This is a genomic window from Pseudophaeobacter sp., assembly GCF_039971195.1.
Taxonomy (GTDB): domain Bacteria; phylum Pseudomonadota; class Alphaproteobacteria; order Rhodobacterales; family Rhodobacteraceae; genus Pseudophaeobacter.
This window is the reverse complement of the sequence record NZ_JBDWPJ010000123.1, coordinates 13,129-38,565: the sequence shown is the minus strand read 5'-3', so window position 1 is coordinate 38,565 and position 25,437 is coordinate 13,129. Positions and strand designations below refer to the sequence as shown.

General features: G+C 59.9%; 24 protein-coding genes. 16 read left to right on the top strand and 8 right to left on the bottom strand.

Annotation, left to right across the window (positions count from 1 at the left end; all coding sequences use genetic code 11):
• Nucleotides 1-73 precede the first annotated feature (73 nt).
• The 6 genes from cobA (at nt 74) to ABJP42_RS10830 (ending at nt 5,042) form a co-directional block, all read left to right on the top strand.
• Nucleotides 74-880: a uroporphyrinogen-III C-methyltransferase gene (gene cobA, locus ABJP42_RS10855; RefSeq protein ID WP_348340360.1), complete on the top strand. Its 807-nt coding sequence runs from the start codon at nt 74-76 to the stop codon at nt 878-880.
• On the top strand, nt 880-1,188 hold the full coding sequence (locus ABJP42_RS10850) for a DUF2849 domain-containing protein (RefSeq protein ID WP_348340325.1): 309 nt from the start codon (nt 880-882) through the stop codon (nt 1,186-1,188). The genes cobA and ABJP42_RS10850 overlap by 1 nt, the downstream gene beginning before the upstream one ends.
• Nucleotides 1,181-2,845, top strand: coding sequence for a nitrite/sulfite reductase (locus ABJP42_RS10845; protein WP_348340324.1), 1,665 nt, complete (start codon nt 1,181-1,183; stop codon nt 2,843-2,845). The genes ABJP42_RS10850 and ABJP42_RS10845 overlap by 8 nt, the downstream gene beginning before the upstream one ends.
• Before the next feature lie 4 nt (nt 2,846-2,849).
• Entirely contained in the window at nt 2,850-3,626 is a 777-nt protein-coding gene (locus ABJP42_RS10840; RefSeq protein WP_348340323.1) for a phosphoadenylyl-sulfate reductase, read from the top strand.
• Between the two features lie 5 nt (nt 3,627-3,631).
• Nucleotides 3,632-4,033 (top strand): DUF934 domain-containing protein, encoded by a 402-nt coding sequence (locus tag ABJP42_RS10835; RefSeq protein ID WP_348340322.1) that lies wholly within the window; start codon nt 3,632-3,634, stop codon nt 4,031-4,033.
• 145 nt (nt 4,034-4,178) lie between these two features.
• Nucleotides 4,179-5,042, top strand: coding sequence for a ferredoxin--NADP reductase (locus ABJP42_RS10830; protein WP_348340321.1), 864 nt, complete (start codon nt 4,179-4,181; stop codon nt 5,040-5,042).
• 94 nt (nt 5,043-5,136) lie between these two features.
• Here the strand turns inward: ABJP42_RS10830 and ABJP42_RS10825 are convergent, their stop codons facing one another.
• On the bottom strand, nt 5,137-5,799 hold the full coding sequence (locus ABJP42_RS10825) for a translation initiation factor 3 (RefSeq protein WP_348340320.1): 663 nt from the start codon (nt 5,797-5,799) through the stop codon (nt 5,137-5,139).
• 330 nt (nt 5,800-6,129) lie between these two features.
• Between ABJP42_RS10825 and infC the strand changes: the two genes are divergently transcribed.
• Complete coding sequence (gene infC / locus ABJP42_RS10820) at nt 6,130-6,705, top strand: translation initiation factor IF-3 (protein ID WP_490363213.1); 576 nt, start codon at nt 6,130-6,132, stop codon at nt 6,703-6,705.
• Between the two features lie 153 nt (nt 6,706-6,858).
• Here infC and ABJP42_RS10815 read toward each other — a convergent pair whose 3' ends face one another.
• The 5 genes from ABJP42_RS10815 to ABJP42_RS10795 form a co-directional block, all read right to left on the bottom strand.
• Nucleotides 6,859-7,650 carry an FAD binding domain-containing protein gene (locus tag ABJP42_RS10815; RefSeq protein ID WP_348340319.1) on the bottom strand — a complete coding sequence of 264 codons (792 nt, stop codon included), beginning with the start codon at nt 7,648-7,650 and terminating at the stop codon, nt 6,859-6,861.
• Between the two features lie 110 nt (nt 7,651-7,760).
• Complete coding sequence (locus ABJP42_RS10810; RefSeq protein WP_348340318.1) at nt 7,761-10,124, bottom strand: xanthine dehydrogenase family protein molybdopterin-binding subunit; 2,364 nt, start codon at nt 10,122-10,124, stop codon at nt 7,761-7,763.
• Nucleotides 10,125-10,244: 120 nt separating this feature from the next.
• On the bottom strand, nt 10,245-10,730 hold the full coding sequence (locus ABJP42_RS10805) for a (2Fe-2S)-binding protein (protein ID WP_348340317.1): 486 nt from the start codon (nt 10,728-10,730) through the stop codon (nt 10,245-10,247).
• 261 nt (nt 10,731-10,991) lie between these two features.
• Nucleotides 10,992-12,011, bottom strand: a complete 1,020-nt coding sequence (locus tag ABJP42_RS10800) for a molybdopterin-binding protein (protein WP_348340316.1) — start codon at nt 12,009-12,011, stop codon at nt 10,992-10,994.
• Nucleotides 12,008-13,009 carry an XdhC family protein gene (locus ABJP42_RS10795; RefSeq protein ID WP_348340315.1) on the bottom strand — a complete coding sequence of 334 codons (1,002 nt, stop codon included), beginning with the start codon at nt 13,007-13,009 and terminating at the stop codon, nt 12,008-12,010. The genes ABJP42_RS10800 and ABJP42_RS10795 overlap by 4 nt, the downstream gene beginning before the upstream one ends.
• A 326-nt stretch (nt 13,010-13,335) precedes the next feature.
• On the opposite strand from ABJP42_RS10795, the gene ABJP42_RS10790 reads away from it, so the two are divergent.
• The gene (locus tag ABJP42_RS10790; protein ID WP_348340314.1) at nt 13,336-13,845 is read left to right on the top strand and encodes a hypothetical protein; all 510 of its coding nucleotides are present in this window, start codon (nt 13,336-13,338) and stop codon (nt 13,843-13,845) included.
• Here ABJP42_RS10790 and ABJP42_RS10785 read toward each other — a convergent pair.
• A complete protein-coding gene (locus tag ABJP42_RS10785; protein WP_348340313.1) occupies nt 13,842-15,107 on the bottom strand; it encodes a vWA domain-containing protein in 1,266 nt (421 codons plus the stop codon). The two genes, ABJP42_RS10790 and ABJP42_RS10785, sit on opposite strands and share 4 nt — an antisense overlap.
• Complete coding sequence (locus tag ABJP42_RS10780; protein WP_348340312.1) at nt 15,108-16,016, bottom strand: AAA family ATPase; 909 nt, start codon at nt 16,014-16,016, stop codon at nt 15,108-15,110.
• A gap of 361 nt (nt 16,017-16,377) precedes the next feature.
• On the opposite strand from ABJP42_RS10780, the gene ABJP42_RS10775 reads away from it, so the two are divergent.
• From ABJP42_RS10775 to ABJP42_RS10740, 8 genes are all read left to right on the top strand, one after another.
• Complete coding sequence (locus tag ABJP42_RS10775; protein WP_348340311.1) at nt 16,378-17,421, top strand: glycosyltransferase family 2 protein; 1,044 nt, start codon at nt 16,378-16,380, stop codon at nt 17,419-17,421.
• A 10-nt stretch (nt 17,422-17,431) separates the two neighbouring features.
• Entirely contained in the window at nt 17,432-18,058 is a 627-nt protein-coding gene (locus ABJP42_RS10770) for a sulfotransferase (RefSeq protein WP_348340310.1), read from the top strand.
• Nucleotides 18,058-20,421, top strand: coding sequence for a glycosyltransferase family 2 protein (locus tag ABJP42_RS10765; RefSeq protein WP_348340309.1), 2,364 nt, complete (start codon nt 18,058-18,060; stop codon nt 20,419-20,421). The genes ABJP42_RS10770 and ABJP42_RS10765 overlap by 1 nt, the downstream gene beginning before the upstream one ends.
• Nucleotides 20,422-20,424: 3 nt before the next feature.
• On the top strand, nt 20,425-21,114 hold the full coding sequence (locus ABJP42_RS10760) for an FkbM family methyltransferase (protein WP_348340308.1): 690 nt from the start codon (nt 20,425-20,427) through the stop codon (nt 21,112-21,114).
• A gap of 3 nt (nt 21,115-21,117) precedes the next feature.
• Entirely contained in the window at nt 21,118-22,206 is a 1,089-nt protein-coding gene (locus ABJP42_RS10755) for a glycosyltransferase family 2 protein (protein ID WP_348340307.1), read from the top strand.
• 167 nt (nt 22,207-22,373) lie between these two features.
• The gene (locus tag ABJP42_RS10750) at nt 22,374-23,330 is read left to right on the top strand and encodes a phosphoadenosine phosphosulfate reductase (RefSeq protein WP_348340306.1); all 957 of its coding nucleotides are present in this window, start codon (nt 22,374-22,376) and stop codon (nt 23,328-23,330) included.
• 107 nt (nt 23,331-23,437) lie between these two features.
• Nucleotides 23,438-24,478 (top strand): dihydroorotase, encoded by a 1,041-nt coding sequence (gene pyrC, locus ABJP42_RS10745; RefSeq protein ID WP_348340305.1) that lies wholly within the window; start codon nt 23,438-23,440, stop codon nt 24,476-24,478.
• Nucleotides 24,479-24,571: 93 nt separating this feature from the next.
• A complete protein-coding gene (locus tag ABJP42_RS10740) occupies nt 24,572-25,252 on the top strand; it encodes an orotate phosphoribosyltransferase (RefSeq protein ID WP_348340304.1) in 681 nt (226 codons plus the stop codon).
• The last annotated feature ends 185 nt before the right edge of the window (nt 25,253-25,437 follow it).

Sequence of the window (25,437 nt, the reverse complement as noted above, 5' to 3'; positions counted from 1 at the left end):
GTAATAGCGGGAATATTTCCTATATCTACTGCTAAGTCAAACAACAGCAAAGAGGCCCGATATGTCCGGACCAATGACACAGATCACCACAGATACCACGCGCTCCGGCAGTGGCATGTGTTGCCTTGTCAGCGGCCAGGTCGCCTTTGCCGGCTCTGGTCCCGGTGATCCGGACCTGCTGACCGTCAAGGTGCTGAAAGCCCTGCAAGAGGCCGAGGTCGTCCTGTTCGACCGCCTGGTCAGCGCCGAGGTTTTGGCCCTCGCTGGCGATCACAGCCAATTGGAAGATGTCGGCAAAGAGGGGTTTGGCCCCTCAATGAGCCAGGAAGAAATCTGCGCCCGCTTGGTGACCCATGCGAAGGCCGGCAAAAAGGTGCTGCGGCTGAAATCCGGGGATCCGACCATTTTTGGCCGCCTGGATGAAGAGCTCACCGCCTGCGAAGAGGCTGGCGTGGCCTATCAGATCATGCCCGGCATCACGGCCGCCTCGGCGGCTGTGGCGGGCATCGGTCAGAGCCTAACCCAGCGGGGCCGCAATTCCTCTGTGCGGTTTCTCACAGGCCACGACATGAAGGGTTTTGCCGACCAGGACTGGGCTGCGCTGGCGCGTCCTAGCGAAGTCGCTGCCGTCTACATGGGCAAGAAATCCGCCCGCTTTGTCCAGGGTCGCATGATCATGCATGGCGCCAATCGCGCCACCCCTGTGACCGTGGTTGAAAACGCCTCACGCGCTGATCAGCGGGTGTTGGAGACCACGTTGGAGCGCTTGCCAACCGATCTAGCAGAGGCCGCCTTTGACGGCCCTGCCCTCACCTTTCTGGGGCTTGCCCCGCGCCAAAGCGCGGCCGCCCTTGCTGAATTGAACATGGAGCTTGCATAATGGCCCGCCCTTTCACTCCCAAAGTCATCACCGCCAACGACCTGCTCGAGGGCGATGTGATCTACTTCAAATCCGACGACAGCTGGACCCGTGATCTCGCCCAGGCCGAGCTGATCCTGAACGAGGCCGAGGCGCAGCTGCGTCTGCTGGATGCAGAACGCCAGAACATCAAGATCGTCGGCGCCTATCTGGCCGACGCCAAGGCCGGCGATAACGGCCCGGAACCGGTGCATTTCCGCGAAGATTTCCGCCGCAAAGGCCCATCCAACTACAGCCACGGCAAACAGGAGGCCGAAGCCCATGTATAAGTACAACGCTTTTGACGAGGCCTTCCTGGCAGAACGCAATGCGCAGTTTCGTGCCCAGGTCGCCCGCCGCATCGATGGCTCGCTCACCGAGGATGAATTCAAGCCCCTGCGCCTGATGAATGGCGTCTACCTGCAGCTGCATGCCTATATGCTGCGGGTCGCGATCCCCTATGGCACGCTGAACTCTGCTCAGATGCGCGCCCTGGCGCTGCTGGCAGAGAAGTGGGACAAGGGCTACGGCCATTTCACCACCCGGCAGAACATCCAATACAACTGGCCCAAGCTCAACGATATTCCTGACATGCTGGATGCCTTGGGCGAGGTTGGTCTGCACGCGATCCAGACCTCCGGCAATACCATCCGCAACACCACGGCTGATCATTTTGCCGGGGCTGCCGCAGATGAGCTGACAGATCCGCGCCCCTATGCCGAACTCATCCGCCAGTGGTCGACTGACCACCCAGAGTTCCAGTTCCTGGGCCGTAAATTCAAGATCGGCATCACCGGCAGCCCCAATGACCGCGCTGTGGTCAAAGCCCATGATGTGGGCCTGCGCATGGTGCAGCAGGATGGCGAGATCGGTTTTGAGGTTATCGTCGGTGGCGGCCTGGGCCGCACGCCGATGGTGGGCAAGATCATTCGCGATTTCCTGCCCCAGGCGGATCTGCTGCCTTATCTCGAGGCCGTGCTCAGCGTCTACAACGTGCTCGGGCGCCGCGACAATAAATACAAAGCCCGCATCAAGATTACCGTGCAGGAGAACGGCATCGAGAAGATCCGCGAGCTGGTCGAAGCCCGGTTTGCCGAGCGTCGCCCCGAGTTCGATGGCACCGATCAGGCGCTTTTGGCCGAGATCAAGACCCACTTCACCCCGCCCGCCCTGCGCAGCGGCGACACGGATGCCTATCAGGTCGCCTATGATGCGGATCCTGTGTTCCGGGCCTGGGCCGATACCAATCTGGCCACCCACCGCAACGCGGACCACGCCATTGTCACCATCTCGATCAAAAAGCACGGTGACACCCCCGGCGACGCCACTGCCGATCAGATGCGGGTGATGGCGGATCTGGCCGAAGAGCTCGGCTATGACGAGCTGCGCATCAGCCACCAGCAGAACGTGATCCTGCCGCATGTGCATAAAAACGACCTGCCCGCGATCCATGCCCGGCTGAAGGAGCACGCGCTCGCCACCGCAAATATCGGGCTGATCTCGGACATCATCGCCTGCCCCGGTATGGACTATTGCGCCCTGGCAACCGCCCGGTCGATCCCGGTCGCGCAAGAGATCGCCACCCGGTTTGAAGATCTGAAACTGGAGCATGACATCGGCCATCTGCAGATCAAGATCTCCGGCTGCATCAATGCCTGTGGCCACCACCACGTGGCCCATATCGGTATTCTCGGCCTGGATCGTGCCGGGGTGGAGAACTACCAGATCACCCTGGGTGGCGACGCAACCGAGACCGCAGAGATCGGCAAACGCACCGGGCCGGGCTTTGCCTATGACGAGATCGTTCCCGCCGTGGAACGTCTGGTCGAGGCCTATCTGGCCATCCGCACCGATGAGAATGAGACCTTCCTGGAAACCTATCGCCGTCTCGGCATGGAGCCTTTCAAAGCTGCGCTCTACCCCGAGGCTCAGAAAAAGGTGGCATAGCCCCATGGTGAACCTTGAACCCGATACTTCTGAACAGGACAGGGCTGCGGCTGCCACGCAAAGCGCCCTGACCACCAAGGTGGCGGAGTTGAATGCCCGCTACCGCCACCATTCTGCCACTGCGGTGATGCAGGGCGCCCTGAATGATGCAGGTCATATTGCTCTGGTCTCCAGCTTTGGCGCTGAATCGGTGGTGCTCTTGCATATGGCAGCGGTGATTGACCCCATGGTGCCGGTGCTCTTTGTCGACACCGAACTTCTGTTCACCGAAACGCTGGTTTACCAGCAAGAGGTGAGCGAACGTTTGGGGCTGCGCAATGTGCAGATCGTCAAGGCGGCCGATATTGCCACCAAGGACCCCTATGGCGCCCTGCGTTTCAGCGACACTGACGCCTGCTGCGCCCTGCGCAAAACCGCGCCTCTGCAGGTGGCGCTGGATGGGTTTGACGGCTGGATCACCGGGCGCAAACGCTTTCAGGCCGGCAGCCGCGCGGCGCTTGATTTCTTTGAGGTCGAGACCAACGCTACCGGGGCAACAGGCCGCATCAAAATCAACCCGCTGGCTCATTGGGCGCCGGAAGATGTGCGCGCCTATATGGATGAGAACCGTCTGCCGCGTCACCCGCTGGTGGCCAAGGGCTATCCGTCGATTGGCTGCGCCCCCTGCACCTCGCCGGTGGCCGCAGGCGAAGATCCCCGCGCCGGACGCTGGCGTGACCAGACCAAGGAAGAATGCGGCATTCACGTGGTGAATGGCAAATTCATCCGCACAGGAGCATGAGTGAGATGACTGTTATCGTAAGCGACGCGGGCTTTGGCCCCGAAACCTGGAACACAGGCTTTGAAGGCAAAACCGTTCTGGATCTCAATTCAGACACCGATCCCGCCAGCCTGACCGGGCAAACCGAAGGTGTGGAAATGATCCGCATCGATTTCCCCAGCTTTGCCGATGGCCGGGGCTTTACCCTGGCGCGTCAGCTGCGGCTGATGGGCTATACTGGCCGGTTGCGTGCCAAGGGCCATGTGCTGGCCGATCAATACGCCATGGCACGGCGCACCGGTTTTGACGAGGTGGAGATCAGCGATGAACTCGCCGCCCGCCAACCCCAGGAGCAATGGCTTGCCCGCTCCCATTGGGGAGCGCATAACTACCAAGCCCGCCTGCGTGGCAGCTCTGCTGCCTCCTAACGCCAGCCCTCATCCCGTCAGTCCTGCCCCGGACAGTAACAGCCCTGCGCCCACGACGCTGCGGGATTGCAGATTCCGGGGCTTCCCCTGACCTACATCAAAGATTAATCAGAGGTGCCGGTTATACCAACTGGCAGTGCAACCGATGAACGAGATTACTCCTGTGACCGATTCTGCCACAAGTGCTGCGCCCGCAAAGGCCGTACCAACCCTGCCCGACGCCCAGACAGTGACGCAAGTCAAACACTGGACGGACAAGCTTTTCTCCTTCCGCGTGACCCGGCCTGCCTCGCTGCGGTTCCGCTCGGGTGAATTTGTTATGATCGGCCTGATGGGCGAGGTCAATGAGAAGACAGGCAAACAAAAGCCGCTGCTGCGGGCCTATTCCATCGCCTCCCCCTCTTGGGACGAAGAAATGGAGTTCTATTCGATCAAGGTCGAAAACGGCCCATTGACCTCGCGGCTGCAGCACATCCAGCCCGGCGACGAGATCATCCTGCGGCCCAAACCTGTCGGCACCCTGGTGCATGATGCGTTGATCCCCGGCAAACGCATCTGGTTTTTTGCCACCGGCACCGGCTTTGCCCCCTTTGCCTCGCTGCTGCGCGAGCCTCAGACCTATGAGGATTACGATGAGGTCATCATCACCCATACCTGCCGCACCGCTGGAGAGCTGACCTATGGCCGCGAGCTGATCGAAGGGCTGAAGGACGACGAGCTGTTGAACGAAGTCATCGGTGAAGGCTTCTGGAAGAAGATCAAATACTACCCCACTACCACCCGCGAAGAGAGCCCCAAGGTGGGCCGGATCACTGATCTGATCAACTCGGGCGAGGCCTATGAGGATCTCGATGTAACGCCGCTATGCCCCGACAATGACCGGGCAATGATCTGCGGCAACATGGCCTTTAACCTCGAACTCAAAGAGATGCTGGAACAGGCGGGCCTCGAAGAAGGCGCTAATTCCAAACCTGCGCAATACGTGGTGGAAAAAGCCTTCCTCGACTGACGCGGGTCAGCCCTGTCGGCACTTGAAAAACAAAGGGCAGCCTCAGATTTGAGACTGCCCTTTTTGTTTTCAGTAGAGTTTTAGAGGGCCGGTCTTATAGACCCAGAGCCACCTTCACCTGGTCAAGCACACCAGACAGCAGTTCTGGATTGTCCTTGGCACTGGTCAGCGCGGTACTCAGCATGGTTTTCTTGACGCTGTCCAGCTCTGAGCCGTTGATCATTTCAATCACTTTGTCGAAATCAAACCCGTCAAGGCTGAGGTACTCCCCCATACCTTCCAGTGTTTCGGCAGATCCGGCAACGGTCTCGGTGACGGTTTCTGTCACAGCCTCGGTTGCGGCACTGGCGGCTTCTGTTGCAGCTTCACTGGCGGTCTCAGCGGCTTCGGAAGCGGCCGAGCTGGCCGCCTCTGCAGCAGCCTGAGCGGCGGTCGCGGCGGCCTCTGCAGCGTTCTCACCGGCCTCAACCGCTTCACTGGCAGCCTCAACAGCCGCTTCACTTGCCTGCGTACCCGCCGCTGCAGCACTTTCAGTTGCAGTCTCCACTGCCTCTTCCACCGCAGTACCCGCAGCCTCTACCGCCTCTTCTGCCTGTTCGGTTACGGTTTCCTCTGGCGCCGCCTCAACTACCGGTTCTACAGCAGCAGGCGCCTGCTCTTCGACAACAATAGGCGCCTCAGTCTTTTGCCCCTGCAGGTAAAAATACCCGCCAGCCGCAACAACACCCACTCCCAAAACGACAAAAATCGGCTTCATAACCTGTCTCCTTTTACATCCTGCACACACGCAGTCTTGATGTCTGGCAGGTGCGCCTTGGCGCGGGCCTTCACAAGGGGGAATATCCCAAGTACCGCCTCATCAGCCGAACCCCGCCGCCAGACTCGACCCAGATCGGCAAATTCCGGCTGCCGCCTTTTCCATCGACTAAACCGACGACATTAACCATATGGTGACAGAACAGGCCTCCATTCAGGAAAATCCGCGTTTCCGCCTTCAAAAAAAGCACAATCCGCGCCGAATCCCCCCCAGTAGCACCGGTTGCGCCTTGAAACATCCAACCGTTCCGTCTAAGTTCCGTGCTCGAAAATCGGCAATAATCAAAGGATCAAAGCCATAGCCCGCAGACCTCATAATGCGCCGCCGCAACGTGACACCGGCCCGCGCACGAACGAAAAAATTCGCGCCTCTGAAATTCGCCTGATTGGCGCTGATGGCGAAAATGTCGGGGTCGTGCACCCTGCCAAGGCTATGGACATGGCAAATGAGGCCGGTCTTGATCTGGTTGAAATTTCGCCAAACGCAACGCCCCCGGTCTGCAAGATCATGGACTTTGGTAAGTTCAAGTACGAACAGCAGAAACGGGAAAGCGAAGCGCGCAAAAAGCAAAAGATCATTGAGGTCAAAGAGGTCAAGTTCCGGCCCAATACTGACACCAATGACTATGAAGTCAAAATGCGCAACGTGTTCAAGTTTCTGGAGACCGGCGACAAGGTGAAGATCACCCTACGTTTCCGCGGCCGCGAGATGGCGCACCAGAACCTGGGCCGTCAATTGCTGGAACGCGTCGCCGAAGACGTCAAAGATCTGGGCAAGGTTGAAAACATGCCCAAGATGGAAGGCCGCCAAATGGTCATGATGATCGGCCCGCTGCCACAGAAATAATTCCAAACCCAGTTTGGACCAAGCCGCCTCATCCTTCGCGGAGGGGCGGTTTTTTTGTGTCAACTCAGGGTCGCCGACCTGCTCCCACGGCACCAAAAAGGGCCGGACAGGTTCCCCCGCCCAGCCCTGTTGTTTTACTTTCAACCCATTTGATCAGGCAGCGGCAGCAACCGCACGCTTGGTCAGAACACCAATCAGATGGGCGCGATAGGCCTTGGAGCCATGGATATCCGCCATCATGCCATCCGCCGCAACCGACAGACCATCCAGGGCATCAGCACTGAAATCTGCACTCAGCGCAGCTTCGGCTTCGCTCCAGCGGAACACGCCCTCTTCCGAGGCACCCGTCACCGCCACACGCACACCATCTGCATATTTCGCCACAAACACCCCCACGAGCGCAAAGCGCGAGGCGGGCTGGACAAACTTCTGGTAATTCGCCGCTTCAGGCACCGGCAGACGCACCTGGATGACAATCTCCCCCTCTTCCAGCGCAGTGGTGAACAGCCCGTCAAAATAGTCATCCGCTGCGATTTCGCGCGCATTGGTGACAATTGTCGCGCCGCTGGCCAGGGCCGCCGCCGGATAGCAGGCCGCCGGGTCATTATTAGCCAAGGACCCCCCAATGGTGCCCCGGTTGCGCACTGCTGGGTCGCCAATATTGCCCGCAAGTGCCGCCAAGGCCGGATAGCTGCTCGCAGCCTCTGCGGCAACGGTGCCATGGGTTGTGGCACCGCCAATGCTGACAGTACCCGCCGCCGCGCTCACCCCCTGCATTTCCGCAATGCCGCCCAGGCAGACCAGCTTAGAGGGGCTGGCCAGCCGCTGCTTCAGTGTCGGGATCAGGGTTTGCCCGCCCCCCAGCGCCTGGGCTTCATCATCGCTGCCCAGCGCTGCCACCGCATCTGCGATGTTGCCGGGGTGTTCAACCTCGAAATTATACATTTCGCTTTTCCTTCCCAGAACCGGAAAGACCGGCCCTATCATCTTTCCCAAAATATTCCGGGGAGCGCGAGGGGCAGAGCCCCTCGCCGGTTAAGCTCCCCAAGGTTTTGCTACGCATTCATCGCCGACCAGACCCGCGAGGGGCTCAAAGGCATATCCACATGGGTGATATCCTTGCCCATGGACTGCAGCGCATCGACCACCGCATTGACCACCGCAGGGGGGGAGCCAATGGCCCCGGCCTCACCGCAGCCCTTCACCCCCAAGGGGTTATGGGTACAAGGTGTCTGGCAGGAATGATCGACCTGATAAAACGGCAGATCATCCGCGCGCGGCATGGCGTAATCCATGTAAGAGGCCGACAAGAGCTGGCCATCTTCATTATAGACCGCACCTTCCAGCAGCGCCTGGCCAATGCCCTGGCCAATGCCGCCATGTACCTGACCATCGACAATCATTGGGTTAACAATATTGCCAAAGTCATCGGCAGCGGCAAAGCGTTCGATGCTGACCTTGCCGGTCTCCGGGTCCAGCTCCACCTCACAGGCATAGGCACCCGAGGGATAGGTGAAATTGGCCGGATCGTAAAAGGCTGTCTCTTCCAGACCGGGCTCAATGTCTTCCAGCGGGTAGTTATGCGGCACATAGGCCGCCAGGGTCACATCGCCCCAGGCCACGCTCTTGTCCGTACCAGCAACGCTAAACGCCCCATCCTTCAACTCGACATCGGCCTCCGCGGCCTCCATCAGATGAGCGGCGATCTTCTTGGCCTTGGCGATGATCTTCTCGGTGGCGCGCACCATGGCCGATCCGCCAACTGCCAGCGAGCGGGAGCCATAAGTGCCCATGCCCATTGGTGTATTGGCAGTGTCGCCATGCACAATTTCCACCATGCTCTCATCGATGCCAATCATATCGGCAATGACCTGCGGAAAGGACGTCTCGTGCCCCTGTCCATGACTGTGCGAACCGGTCATCACCACCAGACCACCGGTGGCATTGACCCGCACGGTTGCACTTTCATAGAGACCAGCCCGAGCGCCCAGCTGCCCGACGAGGTTACTAGGGGCAATGCCGCAGGCCTCAATGTAGCAGTTCACACCCAGACCACGCACCTTGCCCTTGGCCTCGCTGGCCGTACGGCGCGCGGCAAAACCAGACAGATCGGCAATCTCTTCCAGCTTATCCATGGTGGCATTGTAGTCGCCAGTGTCATATTCCACCGCCACCGGCGTGGCATAGGGAAATTCGGTGATGAAGTTCTGCCGCCGCAGAGCCACCGGATCCACACCCAGCTCACGCGCCGCCTTATCAATGACCCGCTCCAACTGATAAGTCGCTTCGGGTCGGCCCGCACCACGATAGGCATCCACTGGCACCGTATTGGTGAAGACAGCCTTGACGTTGATATAGATCAGCGGCGTCTTGTAGTTGCCCGCCATCAAGGTGCCATGCAGCCAGGTCGGAACCGAAGGCGCAAAGGTCGACAGATAGGCACCCATATTGGCATAGGTATCGGTGCGCAGCGCGGTAAAGTTGTTATCCGCATCCAGCGCCAGCTGAATGGTGGAGACATGATCGCGGCCATGAGCATCCGAGATAAAGGCTTCCGAGCGCGAGGAGGTCCATTTCACCGCCCGGTTCAATGCCTTGGCGGCGAATGTACAGAATGCCTCTTCGGCGTAGTGGAAGATCTTGGTGCCAAAGCCACCGCCCACATCCGGGGCAATGACGCGCAGCTTATGCTCGGGGATGCCGAGCACAAAGGCACCCATCAACAGCCGGATCACATGCGGATTCTGGCTGGTGGTATAAAGCGTGCTGTCGCCGGTGGCGCGGTTGAAATCGCCCACCGCAACGCGGGGCTCCATCGGATTGGCGATCAGCCGGTTGTTGACCAGCTCCAGCGTTGTCACATGGGCCGCGTTGGCAAAGGCTTCCTCGACCGCGGGTTTGTTTTCCTCAACAAATCCCCAGTCATAGCACAGGTTTGAGGTCAGATCGTCATGCACCTTGGGGGAGCCATCCTGAACCGCAGCCTTCATGTCGATGACGGCAGGAAGCTCTTCCATGTCCAGCTCGATCGCCTCGGCGGCGTCGCGCGCCTGTTCGGCTGTATCGGCAACCACCGCAGCGATTGCATCACCCACATAGCGCGCCTTGCCCTGGGCCAGAACCGGATGCGCCGGTTCCTGCATGGGTTCGCCATGTTTATCGGTGATCTGCCAGCCGCAGGGAATACCGCCGACACCTTCAAAATCGGCGCCGGTGAAAATCCGCACCACGCCGGGCATTTCCGAGGCGGCTGTTGTGTCGATCGAATTGATCCGGCCGTGCGCCATATCAGAGCGCAGGAAATGCACATAGGCTTGGCCGCGCAGATTAATATCATCTGTGTAATTACCGGTTCCTGTCAGGAACCTGACGTCCTCGCGCCGCTTTGGGCTGGCGCCAATGCCAGAATCTTTAGGCATATTCAAATCTCCTCCCTGGAGGGTGCAGCCGTAGGGCGCACCTCTTGGTTATGCAGTTTGATCTTTGCTTTTTGATATCTACAGGGGCCACACCTCCCAATGAGGCCCAGGAGGTGCGTCTTATTCTGCGGCGATGGCAGAAACGTCCTGACCGGATGCGGCCATGATCGCCTTGATAATATTGTGGTAGCCGGTGCAGCGGCAGATATTGCCCTCGAGATACTCACGGATCTCTTGCTCGCTTGGCTTTGGATTATCCTTGAGCAGCGCAGCCGCAGACATCACCATGCCTGGCGTGCAGAATCCACACTGCAACCCGTGGTGGTCTTGAAATGCCTGTTGGATGGTGTTGAGCGTGCCATCTGGCGCTGCCTGACCTTCGATAGTGGCCACTTCAGCACCTTCGGCTTCGACGGCCAGCATGGTGCAGGATTTCACCGCGACGCCGTTTACATGCACAACGCAGGCACCGCATTGGCTGGTGTCACAGCCCACATGTGTTCCGGTAAACCCGAGTTCCTCGCGCAGGAACGACGACAACAGCGTCCGCCCTTCTGCTTCACCGCGCGCGGGTTTGCCGTTCACGGTCATTGAGACCTTGGTCATGTATTCCTCCCATTTGCTACTTTTTTTGGCTGGGAGAAGTTAAGCACGGGATTGCGCTAACGCGAACCCCTTTAAACGCTCCGTCACAAACAATTTTACCGCTTGGCAAAATCTCGCCCTGCCGCAGGGGAAAACAGGGGCCGGTAGGACAGAGGTGCTGGCGCCTCCCTATCAGAGACATGCGGGCGACTGCCTAAGAAAAGGGCTGATGATAAAAAATTAATCGGATTGACCAAACCCAGGCACTCTTGTCGGAGCAGCCTAGTCCGAGCGCCGAGGCATCGGTCGTGTGGGAATCTCTTTCAGCAGCCCACCAATGCCCATAGCGGCAATATCACTGCTAGAAACAGGGCAGCCACAGAGAACCCGTTCCAAAACCCAGTCAGCCCCATTTAGGGCGGGGGAGCGCGCGCATCCCGGCAGGCCAATCACCGGCCGCGCCTGGTACTCGCCCAAAAAGAGCAGATTGCCCGGATCCACCGGCATGCCAAAACGGGTGACACTGCCCCCCGCCCGACGCAGCGCCTGCGGCGCCACATCCAAGGGGTCGGAGGTGGCAGAACCGGTGAGGATCAGCAGCACCTCTCCCGGCGCCGCCGAAAGTGCTGTCGCCAATTCAGCCTCGTCGTGGCGGACAACAACGCGCTCGCTCAGGCTCAGCCCCATACGGTGCAGACGTCCCGCCATCGATCGCCGCCCTTTGTCCGGTGGCACCTCGCGGCTGACGCGGGTTTCAATCAGGCTGGCAGAGGTAAAAACCGGCGGCAGGATCCGCAGCGCGCCTTCCGCAGCAGCCCCGGCGCGGGCCAGGACCTCAGCCGAAACGCCGTAGGAAATGATCTTGATGGTGGCGATCATGCCATCACCGTCCACCCGGTGATAATCCGGCACCGTGGCGATGGTGATCATCGGATCCACCGCGTTCAGCGCCTCGAGGGCGGCGCAGTCCAGCCTGACCAGCCCGGCGCCCAGCGCGTAGAGATTAACCCGCCCTGCCCCGGCCCCAGAGATGCGAATACCCTGCCCCTCCTCGTCCGGTACCAGCGCCTGCGCCAAGTCCAGCGCTGCGGCATCCTCGTGCAGATCGCCCGCTTCGAGCCACGCCACGGTGATTTGACCATGGCCTTCGGCGGTAAGGTCCGCCAGATGCTGCGCCGTTAACGCGGTGCCTTTGGCAATGCGGTAGCAAAGCCCGATATCATAGGGCGGCTGGCTGGCCTGCATGGAATGGGCCAGGATAGCGCCTTCCCCCTCGGCGGTCTTGACCGCACCAAACTTCATGCGGTCTTGCCCCGCAAAACGGCAGTCATCTCGGCCAGAATCGCCACCGCGATTTCTGCCGGGCCTGCGGCACCGATGTCCAGCCCCACCGGTCCGTGAATGCGGTCAAGATCCTGTTTGCTAAACCCTGCTGTCAGCATGCGCTCGATCCGGCTGGCATGGGTGCGTTTGGAGCCCAGGGCGCCGATATAGAAACAGTTCTCTCGTAGCCCCGCCTCCAAAGCCGGATCATCCAGTTTGGGATCATGGGTCAGCAATACCAGCGCCGTGCGCGCATCCAGGCCCAACGTGGCCACGGCCTCATCCGGCCAATCCTCCAGCAGGGTCACGCCGGGAAAGCGCTCGGGCGAAGCAAAGGCGGCGCGCGGATCAATCACTGCCGGGTCATAGCCCGCCAACTGCGCCATCGGCACAAGGGCCTGGGCAATGTGCACCGCCCCGACCACCACCAGCCGAAGCGGCGGGTTGTGAACCGCGACAAAGGTCTCGCCGTCTTCCTCTACACCGGAGCGATCCAGCCGCATCCGGTCTTCGTATACGCCCTGTAGCAAGGCCCCAACACCGGTGCTGAGCTTCACTTCATAGGCCACCTGCTGGCGGGCACTCTGTGCCGCCACCAGCTCCTCGAGCAGGGCAATCGCCAGCGAGCCTCCCACGGGTTCGACCAAGATGCGGATGGTTCCACCGCAGGCCAGTCCAACGGCAAAGGCATCGCCATCACTGACACCATATTCCAGCACCCGGTGTTTACCATCGGCCAAGGCCTCCTGCGCCTCCATCACCACAGCGCCTTCAACGCAACCGCCAGAAACTGACCCTTCGAGCCGCCCATCACCACTGACCACCAGCTGCGCCCCGACCCGACGTGGCGCCGAGCCCCAAGTCTGCACAACGGTTGCCAAGGCCGCACCATATCCGGCCCGGTGCCAGTCCAATGCAATCTGTGCTGCACTTGCGGGGATTGCTTTGTTGTTCGGGTTACCTTGGCTCTGGGTCATTTATCCTCCGGTCAGGCGCTCCATCGCCCCTGTCCCTACAAGCTTGCGCATCGCGCTGCCGGGTTTCAAGCCGCAAAACCGTGAGGGTCAAGAAACATAACGGCAGCACCCGCTCAAAGCAGGGTACAGATGGCCACGTGATCTATGTCCATGGGCAGTATTCGCTGTGCTTTTGGTGCTCTTCACCCTTGCCACAGCTTTGCACCACTGTGCTTCAGGCAAGCGGCACCGCTCCAAACCACTAACATGTGTCGATCTGGGCGCGCCCCCTTGGCTTTTGCCGGGCAGGCCCTACCATTGTTCAGTCCATTGATGAGAAGTCTATTATGTTTAGAACAGCCCGCAAGACCTGCCTCTCCCTGCTCACAGCCCTGCCTATTGCTCTGGCTGTTGCCCTGCCTGCCAATGCCCAATCCATTTCGCAGCACTTCAGCAAAGCCACTGGCAGCTGCTACCAGCGCGAATACTCCGCCAGCCATCTGGCAAAACATCCCACTCAAAAAGTGGCGACCATTCAGCTGTCCCATGCCCCACAAGAGAGCCTGGGCATGCCGGGGAATGAACTGACCCTGCGCCTCACGGTACGGCTGCTGGGGTATAACACCTGGCAGACACCGGTGCTATGCGCCCCGAAGGGCAACGCGTTGTTTTGTGGCATCGAATGTGACGGCGGGCGGTTTGACGTGGTGGTGAAAAACGCCTCATCCATTTTGATTACCGGCGGCACGGATCTGTTTTTCTCTGATTGCGAGTCAAAGCCCCGCATTCTGGAGCGTGCTCCAGACGACAAGGTGTTTATGCTGCACCGGGCGCCGCTGGCGAACTGCCACCCCTAGGCCTCGTTGCGAACCTGCATCATCAGGCGGGTCTTCTCGCCCGTGTCGCGTTCATCGCTGATGACCCGCACCAGATCTTCGAGCGAGGCGATGGAGTGACCAGCGCGAAAGCTGTCCACATGGGGCAGCATAGCGCGGATGCCCTGTGCCTTGGCTGCAAATCCATCCCAGCGCAGCAGAGGATTGAGCCAGATAAGGCGGCGCGCCGACAGATGTAGGCGCTGCATTTCATGGGCCAAAGCCTTCGGATCGCCTCGATCCAGCCCATCGGTGATCAGCAAAACAACAGCGCCCTGTCCCATAACCCGGCGTGACCAGTCGCGATTAAAATCATGCAGACAGTCGCCTACGCGGGTGCCGCCCTCCCAGTCTTGCGCCTCGGCGCCAGCTGCCGCCAGCGCCGCATCCACATCACGGGTGGCCAGATGGCGGGTGATATTGGTCAGCCGGGTGCCAAAGGTAAATCCATGCACCTTGGCCCAGCCCGCCCCCTTAGCATTGGCCACCGCGTGCAAGAAATGCAGCACGATGCGGCTGTATTGGCTCATCGAGCCGGAAATATCGCAGATCACCACCAGATTGGGCCAGCGAGTGCGGCGCTTGGCCCGGGCGAATGTTTGCAGATCCCCCCCCCGGCGCGCTGCCTCTCGGAAGCTCCGCCGCCAATCGACGCGATCACCCTGATTGGCGGCCATCAGGCGGCGGGACTGCATCGGCTTCACCGGCAGGTTGATCTGCGCCAGTATGCGTTTGGCCCGCGCCACCTCATCGGTGCTCATCTGCTCAAAATCCAGCGACCGCAGCCGCTCTTCCGAGGAAATGGTCAGGGTGGCGTCCACCTCGATCTCGGTGCCCTCGTCATTGGGTGCCTCGGGCGCATCCACATCTTGATTGGCGCCCTCCAGCAGGGCTTCAGCGGCGCGTTTTTCGCCCGGCTTGGCGGCATGTTCTTCCTGCACGCCCTTGATGGCCGGCAAGAGCGCCGCCATCATCCGCTCCAAAAACCGCGGATCGCGCCAATAGAGTCGGAAGATCTGGGCAAAGACCACTCTGTGCTCTGGCTTGGAAACAAAACAGGCATGCAGCGCCCAATAAAAATCCTGTCGCGAGGTAAAACCGGCGGCCGCCACGGCCTCAACCGCGTCGATCACCCGCCCCGGCCCAATAGGCAGCCCCGCCTTGCGCAGGGCGCGGGCAAAATGGGTGATGTTCTGCGCCAGTTTTGGATCTTCCGGCAGCGAGAGGTCCGGCAGTTCGACCATTTAATCCGCGTCCAGGCTGTCGCGGGCCTGATCCAGTATGCGCTTGGCCTCTGACCCCTGCAGCTGCGCGATGTCGTCCTGGTATTTCAGGATTGCCCCCAAAGTATCGGCAATCACTTCTGGCGACAGGTTGATAACATCCAGTGCCAACAGGCAATTGGCCCAATCGATAGTTTCGGCCACGCCGGGTTTTTTGAACAGATCCTCGGTGCGCAATCTCTGTACAAAAGCCACCACCTCGCGGCTCAGCTTTTCTGAAGTCTGCGGCGCGCGGGCCTTGAGGATCTCTACCTCGCGGTCAAAATCAGGGTAATCCACCCAGTGATAGAGACAGCGCCGTTTCAGCGCGTCATGCACCTCACGGGTGCGGTTCGAGGTCAGCACCACGATGGGTGGTTCGGGCGCTTTGATGGTGCCAAGTTCCGGAATCGTCACCTGAAAATCCGACAGCGCCTCAAGCAGGAAGGCTTCAAAGGGTTCATCTGTGCGGTCCAGTTCATCGATCAACAAAACAGGCGGGCCGTTTTCATCCGGGCGCATCGCTTCCAGCAGCGGGCGTTCCACCAAGAACTCATCCGAAAACAGTTCGGCCTGCAGGGTAGAGCGATCCGCCCCGCCTGCGGCCTCGGCGGTGCGAATGGCAACCATCTGAGCGGCAAAGTTCCATTCGTAGACCGCAGAAGAGGCATCCAGCCCTTCGTAGCATTGCAGCCGGATCAACCGTCGCCCAAAAGCCGCTGCCAGTGCCTTGGCGATTTCGGTCTTGCCGACCCCGGCCTCGCCTTCCAAAAACAGCGGCCGCCCCAGTTTGAGCGACAGGAACACCACCGTCGCCAGGGCGCGACCACAGACATAGCCCTGCTCTGTCAGCATCTGCTGCACGTGATCTATCGACTTTGCCTCAATCATAACTGGATTTTCCTCTGCTCATCCCTAGCTTGGCGTCAAAATCTTCGCCTTGCTTGTGTTGCAACAGGCCATGTGGCGCGGTTTGGGTCAAGTCAGTGTCACCTGCCGTTGCGTCGCCAGCGTCGATCTGCTCCGCTCTCGCAAGCGCTGCCTCCCCATGACGTCCCAGAGGCAACACTCTTTCCCTACCGCGCCACACCCCACGCGCGGCGATTGACGCGCTGCTGTGGCAATGCAAAACTGCCGTCAACAAATAAGCGTCCATCAATGTGGCGCAGTGAGGCAGCTGGGCTTGGTCCCAAAATTCAGACGTTCCGGGCAGAACCTGCAGGGAGCGTGAGCATATGAGAGGGGATGCGAGATGCGCATCACCGCAGTGACCTGCGTGAAAAACGAAGGCCCGTTCCTGTTGGAATGGATTGCCTTCAACCGCTTGATTGGCGTCACGGATTTTCTATTTTATTCAAACGATTGCACCGATGGCACTGCTGAGTTGCTGGACGCATTGGCAGCTCGTGGCGGGCTCACCCATCTGCCCAACCCGGCCCTTGGGCGCAATTACCAGATGGAGGCCCTAAAGGATGCCGCCCATCAGCCCGTGGTGCAAGAGGCCGACTGGATCTGGGTGGCGGATGTGGATGAGTTCCTCAATATCCATACCGGCGATCACACAATCCCGGCCTTGATCGCGGCCTGCAATGACCCGCAGGCGATTTCGGTCAGTTTTCAGTTTTTTGCCAATGACGGCATCGAGGCGTTTGTAGATGAACCAGTGATTTCCCAATTCACCCGCTCGCATAACCCCGATATCTGGTGCGCCGAGACGGCGATTGAGGTCAAAACTCTGGTACGGCAGGATTTTCCACTGAAATACTATGGCGCCCATCGCCCCTTTTTCAAAAAAAACCTGCCGCCGCGCAAATACCCCCGTTGGAGCAATGGGGCGGGCCGGGATGTGCCGCATAAATTCCTGGTGGCAGACAATCCGCGGCGCATTCGCAAATTCCCGGCCAAGGGCAGCCGCGATCTGGCGACACTCAATCACTATGCGCTGCGCTCGCTCGACAGCTACCTGGTCAAAAACGATCGTGGCGATGTCAACCGCGAGCACCGCGCCTTTGACGACAGCTATTGGCGCGAGCGCAATGATCCCGCTTTTGAAGACCTGTCAATCCAGCGCTACCTGCCGGATCTGATGGCCGCATTGGACGATCTGAAATCCGACCCCGGAATTGCCGCCCTGCACGAGGCCTGCGTCTCCCTGCACCAGGAAAAGCGCGATCAGCTTTTGGCACAGCCCAGTTATCAAGACATGCGGTCCCAGCTGCTGGCCACATCGACCCTGCCGCCCCAGGAAGAGGCGCTGCTGGAAGACCTCGGCCTTGCGCCGGGCAAACAGGGGTGAGGCGGTGACCATGGACCTCAAAGTCATCAACCTCGGCCTGCCCAAATCGGGCACCACAACGCTGAACAAGGCGCTGACACAGGCGGGCTACACCGTGGCCGACCACCGCCTGAAAGAGCGCGAAGAGGACCGCCCCGGCAAGCGTCGGGTTTTTGTCGGCTCCATGCTCTACAAGGGTTTGTATGAAACCGGCGATCCAATGGCCTATATGAAGGATTATGATGCGGTCTCTGAGATCAGCTTTATCCATGGCAAGTTCTCGGTCTGGCCGCAGTTTGATTTTGCCCTGATCAAGACCCTGCAGGATCTCTATCCTGACCTGCGCTTCATCGCCACCCGGCGTGATGCCGAAAGCCACTGCAAATCGATCATGGCCTGGAACAACCTTGGCACCACCCGGTTGCCCGCCAGCACCGTGCCCGGGTTGCCCATTGGCTATGGCAAGACCGCAGACCAGCAGATGCTGTGGATCGACGGCCACTACGAGGCGCTGAAACACTGGTTCCGCGACGATGCCCGCTATCTGGAGATCAATGTGGCGGACCTGGATGCGCAGGCAAAAATCAGCCAGCACCTGGGGCGCGATCTGCCCTGGTGGGGCAAGGCCAATGTCAATCGGAAGGCACAGAACGACTGATGCGGATCTATCTTCATATCGGCCTGGAACACACTGGCGCGGACCGGCTGCAACAGATTATGGCAGACAAACGCGACCAGCTGCGCAGCAAGGGCGTCTTGTTCCCCCGCGCGCCCGGCAACAAGAACCACACCCGCCTGTTCATGGCGGTGACCGATCCCGACCATATCGACCCGCTGCGCTACAATCGCGGCTTCATCACCGCCGAAAAACAGGACCGCCTGCGCCAGGTTCTGTCAGAAGAGCTGCGCCGAGAGGTGGATCAAGCCGAGCCGGAGATCCTGATCCTGTCGGCTGCTCAGCTGGGGACCAAACTGCATCGCAAAAGCGAGCTGGAGCGGCTCAAATCCCTTTTGACGCCGCTGTCGGACAACATTCAGGTGGTGACCCATATCGACACCCCAGCGCGCGCCCTGGCCCGCCACTATGGCGCGCAGATCCTGGAGGGACGCGACCGCCCGCTAACCCAAGAGCTCGCCCTGACCCGAAGCAACAGCTGGTGGCAGGCCGCCGTGCAAACCGGCCCGCGGGTTGATCCGCAGGCAGGCCAGTTTGAGGAAACCCAATGCGCACCCTTTTGGCTCGACTACGCAGCGCTGCAATCCCACTGGGAGGGCGTCTTTGGCCCCGGCTCTTTTGTCTTTCGCCCCTATGACGAAGCCTCCATCTACGGTGCCGAGGCTCCAGCCGAGATCTGCGCCGCCTTTGGCATTGCCTCACAGATCGGGCGCAGCCAGCCGGGAAAGCTGCCGCAGCAGCCTTCGGCGGCCTGGCTGGCACGTGGTCGCCAGCTGAACGCCCTGTTGCTGCAACTTCTCGCCCAGCGCAGCAAGATTCTGCCGCGTCAACTCTGGCGCAGTTTCCTCAATGAAATTGCCATAAAAGGCGCGGCCATCGACCCCGCCGAGCTGGTGGCAATCTCTGACCACTTTGCCGGTGCCAATCAAGCGCTGGCCGCGCAGCACCCGGCCTTGGGAGCCGCAGGCTTTGGTGCTACTGCCGTGTCAAAGAGCGATGCCTCTCCCTGGAAAGAGGCCGAAACCACCCGCGGGTTTCGCGCTTCACAGTATCTGCTGACCTTCATGCGCCGCATCAACAAGGCGACCAAGGAAGAGATGCAGACCAAAGGCGTTGATCTGCAGGGCCGCGCCATTGCCGCCCCCAAAAAGGGCGATGCGCCGACCAAAGACGCCCTTGCAGTGATGACACCGCTGGCGCTGGAAAACTTCGAGATGTTGCAGAACTCCCCGTTTAAGCCGCATAACCATATCGGTCAAAAGGGCGAAGACCTGCCGCAGCCGCCCTATACCACTCTACCGCCCCGCGCGTTGCCCGCAGGCAGCAGCGGCAATGTCATTGTTGGCTGTATGAAAAACGAAGCGCCCTACATTCTGGAATGGGTCGCCTATCACCGCGCCATGGGGGTGGATAGCTTCCTGATCTACACCAATGGCTGCGAAGACGGCACCAGCGAGCTCTTGGACCGGCTGCAAGAAATGGGCATCCTGCAGCACCGCAACAATGACGACTGGAAGGGCAACTCTCCACAGCAACACGCGCTCAACCAGTCGCTCAAAGAACCGGTGATCAGAGACGCCGACTGGATCATCCATATCGACGTGGATGAGTTCATGAATGTGCGCTGCGGCAATGGCACCCTACAGGATCTGTTTGAACGGGTGCCGGATGCCAGCAATATCGCCATGACCTGGCGGCTGTTCGGCTCCAATGGGGTGACCCAGCTGAAGGATGAATTTGTCACTGCCCAGTTTGATGCCTGCGCGCCAAAGCATTGCCCGAAACCGCATACGGTCTGGGGCTTTAAGACCATGTTCAAAAACATTGGCGCCTATCAAAAGATCAGCTGCCACCGCCCCAACAAACTGGAAGAGAGTCACCGTGACCAGGTCAAATGGGTCAATGGTTCCGGCAAGGATATGACAGGCGAGGCCGCCGACAACGGCTGGCGCAATTCGCGCAAATCCATCGGCTATGACCTGATCCAGCTGAACCACTATGCCCTGCGCTCGGCTGAGAGCTTTCTGGTCAAGCGCCAGCGCGGCCGTGCCCTGCATGTGGATCGTTCAATCGGGATCAACTACTGGATCCGCATGGACTGGAACGACCACCGCGATGTCACCGTGCAGCGCAACTTGCCACGCCTGCAGGCTGAATATGACCGGCTGATGCAGGACAACGCCCTGCGAGATTGGCACCAAAAGGGGCTGGACTGGCACCGCGCCAAGGCGGATGAGCTGCATGGCATGGATGAATTTGAAACCCTGTACCAACAGGCGCTGACCCTTAAACTGACCGCAACCGAACGCGTCGCCTATGCGCTGGCGCTTGATGTGGAGAGCTAAGCAATGACCGAGACCACCGAAGTTCAGAAGATGTTGAAGTGCCGTGGCATGCGGTTTCCGCTGGACCGGGAGATCCTGCCCCGCCGCATCCGCCTGCTGCTGCGTGAAGGCGCCTATGAAGCCAAAGAAGCCAGCGCCGTCAGAAAGCTGGTGAAGGCCGAGGATGTGGTGATGGAGCTGGGCGCTGGCATTGGCTTTATGTCCACCCTGGTGGCAACAAAAACCCCTGCCAAATCGGTGCATTCCTTTGAGGCCAACCCGCAGCTGATGCCCTATATCGCGCGGGTTCATGCTGAAAACGGTGTCACCAACGCCCATGTCACCAATGCGGTTCTGGGCGACAAGGACGGCACCGCGCCCTTCTACATCCGCAAGAACTTCCTCGCCTCATCTTTGGATCCGATGGAAGACGCCGCCGATTGTACGCAGGTCGAGGTGCCCACCCGTGACGTCAATGCGGTAATCAAAGAGCTGCAGCCCACGGTTCTGATCTGCGATATCGAAGGCGCCGAGGCGGATCTTCTTCCCAAGATGAACCTGTCGGGCCTGCGCGCCGTGGTGATCGAGACCCACCCGCAATGGATCGGCAAGGAAGGCATGCAAAAGGTCTTTCGCTGTCTGGATGCCGCCGGTCTGGTGTTTTTTCCGCGCTGGTCCCATGGTAAGGTCGCCGTGTTCCGCTCTGATTGGTAAGTGATGCGCTTTCTGGCAATCCTCACTGTTCGCAACGAAGGCGCCTTCCTGCTGGAATGGCTGGCCCATCACCGCGCCGTGGGGTTTACCGATTTCCTGGTGTTTTCCAATGATTGCCAGGATGGCACTGATGCCATTCTTGATCAGCTTGAGGGGCTCGGCCAGCTCACCCATATCCGCAACGATGGCCCCTACGGCAAGGGCGGCATCCAGTTCACCGCGCTGAAACAGGCCGACAAACACCCGCTGATGAAACAGGCCGATTGGGTCATGGCGCTGGATGTGGACGAATTCGTCAATATCAAAACCGGCGCGGGCTCCCTGTGCGATCTGCTGGCGGCCCTGCCCGAGGCCGATGCCGTGACCCTGACCTGGCGATTGTTTGGCAATGCCGACATCCTGCGCTTTGAAGACGCCCCGGTGATCGAGACCTTCAGGCGCTGCGCGCCCGAAGTGATCCACTGGCCCTGGCGCGCCTCGATGTTCAAGACGCTTTATCGCAACAATGGCACCTATGGCAAAGTCGGCGTGCATCGCCCCCGCGACGTCAAGGACGCGTCCCTGCTGGAAAGCTTCCGCTGGTTTGACTGCGAAGGGCGCGAGCTGGGCGAGGCCTTCAAAACAAAGCGGCTGTTTTCCAACTATGGGCGGGAAAACTACGGGTTGGCGCAGCTCAACCACTACCCATTGGGCGCGATGGAGAGCTATATCCTCAAGGCAGCGCGGGGCCGCGCGGTGCATTCGGACCATATGCTGGGCACAGATTACTGGGTAGAGCGCAACTTCAACACCGATAAGGACAGCTCAATCGACCGCTATGCTGCTGCACGCAAAGCGCTGGAACAGGAGCTATTGCAGGACAAGAAGTTAGAAAAGCTCATCGCCAAATCCGTCACCTGGCGCCACCAAATGTTTCGAGATTTGATGCAGCAAGAACCCTACCGGGCACTGTTTGCACGTCTTTTGATGACGCCACCCTCGCGCCCTATCAATGCCGTCACCGCCCAGACCCTGACCACCTTTGCCAACCTGGGTCGTGCTGCAGAAAAAGCCGCCGCCAGATCAGCAGCAGCCCCAGACAGCCCGGACTGATCCGCTGAGCCGGGCCAGCATCGCCCCCCCCACCCCGCCCAACCCGGCCCATTTCCCACGCAGAAGGGCCAGCAAAGCGGCCCGAGTTTTTCCTATTTTGGCCTTATTCCTTGCCTAAATCTTAGCCTTATCGGCCGCTGTTCTGGCCTGTGTAAGGATTTTTGGCGATGCAAGAGAACCTCGAGATCTTGGACGAAGACCTCTCCGGTCTGAAACCTGCCCAGTGGCAGACCCGTCTTGCCGCCATCACCGAAGAACTCGGCATGTTCCAGCCACTGGGGCCAAAGCACTGCGCCACCTTTCTGGATCAGGGCAATACGCTTTTGGTCACCTTTGAGACCGTCCAGGGCATCCATAATCTGTCCAAACTGGCGCAGCCACTTGGCTTTGAAATGGTCAAAAGTGAAGGCTGGTCGCATCTGGGCCTGCTCTCCAGCGGAGACACCTGGTTTCGCAACGACCGGGTCTTTGGCTTCTTTGACCAGCTGATCGACGATGGTTTCTTTGACGAATTCGACAATGTGATCTTCTACGGCGCTGGCCCCTGCGGCTATGCCGCCTCAGCCTTTTCCGTCGCCGCCCCCGGTGCCACTGTGGTTGCCATCCAGCCCCAGGCCACCCTGGACCCGCGGATGACCGAATGGGATGACCGCTTTGTTGAAATGCGCCGGACGTCCTTTACTGATCGCTATGGCTATGCCCCCGATATGCTGGATGCCGCCAAGCAGGCTTTCGTATTCTACGACCCCTATGAACGCCTCGATGCCATGCATGCCGCTCTGTTCAGTCGCAACAACGTCTCCCGTCTCCGGGTGCCCAACCTCGGCGCCGCTGTGCAGACCCGGATGATCGAAATGAACATCCTCTCCAAGATCCTGAAACAGGCCGCAAATGGCACATTAACCGATGCGGAATTCGCCCAGATGTTTCGGGCCAGACGCCACGATTCTTCTTATCTGTGGGCATTGATGGCACGGCTGGATCAGCTGGATCGCCCCTTTCTGCAGGTCTTGCTGTGCCGCTATGTCCTGGCTCAAGGGCGCGCGCCGCGGTTCCGCCGTCGGCTGCAAAACCTGGAGCAACGGGCCGCTGAGGGCGAGTTCGAACTGCCCTCCGCGCTCTAGGCGAGGTCCCTGCTTAGGTCTCGGTCGGCGGCAAGGACTCCAAAGCAACCATTTGTCGCTCCCCCCGGCTGCTTTCCCTTTTGGTGCAGCTGTGCTAACGCGGCGCCATGACCCAGACGCTGACCCTGACCCGCCCCGATGACTGGCATCTGCACCTGCGCGATGGCGCAATGCTCAAGGCCGTATTGCCCGAAACTGCCCGTGATTTTGGCCGCGCCATCATCATGCCCAACCTGGTACCCCCGGTTTTGACCGGCGCTCAGGCAGCAGAATACCGGGATCGCATCCTCGCCGCCCTGCCCACAGGCATGGATTTTGACCCGCTGATGACCCTCTACCTCACCGAAGACACCGATCCGGCAGATGTGGCAGCCGCCCATGCTTCCGGTCTGGTCAAAGCAGTTAAACTCTACCCCGCCGGTGCCACCACCAATTCCAGCAGCGGTGTCAGCAATTTTGACAATGTCCGCCCAGTGCTAGAGAAAATGGCCGAGATTGGCCTGCCGCTCTGCGTCCACGGCGAAGTCACCGATGCCGATATCGACATCTTCGACCGCGAAGCTGTCTTCATCGATCGGGTGCTGGATCCGATCCGCCGGGCCACCCCTGGCCTAAAAGTGGTGATGGAGCACATCACCACCCGCGACGGTGTCGACTATGTGAAATCCAACCCTCAGGATCTGGGCGCCACCATCACCACCCATCACTTGATCATCAATCGCAACCATATCCTGGTCGGTGGCATCAAGCCGCATTATTACTGCCTGCCAGTGGCGAAACGCGAAGAGCACCGCCTGGCCCTGCGTGCTGCCGCCACCTCCGGTGATGCCCGGTTTTTCCTCGGCACCGATTCTGCGCCCCATGCCGACCCCAACAAAGAAAGCGGCTGCGGCTGCGCCGGCTGTTTCACTGCCACCAACACGATGGCGCTGCTGGCCCATGTCTTTGAAGAAGAAGGCGCCCTGGACCAGCTCGAAGGTTTTGCCAGCAAAAACGGCCCGGCATTCTACGGCCTGCCGGAAAACCAGGCCAAACTCACTCTGGTCAAATCTGACCAGCCCAGCAGTTTCCCCTCCAAAATCCACAGCGACGAAGGACCGGTCACGGTCTTTGACCCCGGCTTCCCCATCTACTGGTCCACGGCCTGAGGGGCGCAGCTGCCTGATATCATCTTTCCCCAAATATTCCCGCCGGAGGCATCTGCCCCTGCCTCCAGCGCCCAGGCTCACGAAGGACAGACCATGATCCCGACCTCCTACCCCACCGCCCAAGAAATCGCCCGCCTCTCGGCCCGGATGCTGTTGGAAATCGGCGCCGTGAACTTCAACGCACGAGAGCCCTATACCCTGGCCTCCGGCCTGCCCTCGCCGAGCTACGTCGACTGCCGTAAACTAATTTCCTTCCCGCGCATCCGCACCACCCTGATGGATTTCCTCACCGTCACCGTGATGCGCAACGCAGGCTTTGAGGCCTTTGACAATATCGCCGGAGGTGAAACCGCCGGCATTCCCTTTGGCGCCCTGGTGGCCGAGCGCATGGCCCTGCCCATGACCTATGTGCGCAAAAAGCCCAAAGGCTACGGTCGCAATGCCCGCATCGAAGGCGCGATGACTGAGGACCAGCGGGTGCTTCTGGTGGAAGACATGACCACCGATGGAGGTTCCAAACTGTCGTTTGTCGATGCCATCCGCGAGACCGGCGCCAGTTGCGGCCACACGGCGGTGATCTTCTTTTATGACATCTTCCCCGAAACCACCAAACGCCTCGGTGATCACGGGGTAGAGCTGCACTACCTCTGCACCTGGTGGGATGTTCTGGCCGAGGCCAAGGCACAAAAATCCTTTGACGCAGAAACCCTGGCAGAGGTGGAAAGCTTCCTCAAAGACCCTCGCGCCTGGCAAGAGGCCAACAAAAAGACCTAGGCCGCAAAAATCCGCCGATCCCTTGATTGGGTTATCTCAGGTCGCCCACACCGATGGGCGGCCTTTTTTGTGACAGCAGCGCCGCTTGCGCAAAGATCCCGCAAACCACCCACAGGCAGCACCGCTTTATCCACAAAATTTCCCGATACCAAAACCGGGCAAAGCGCTTTACAACTTGCGCTCAA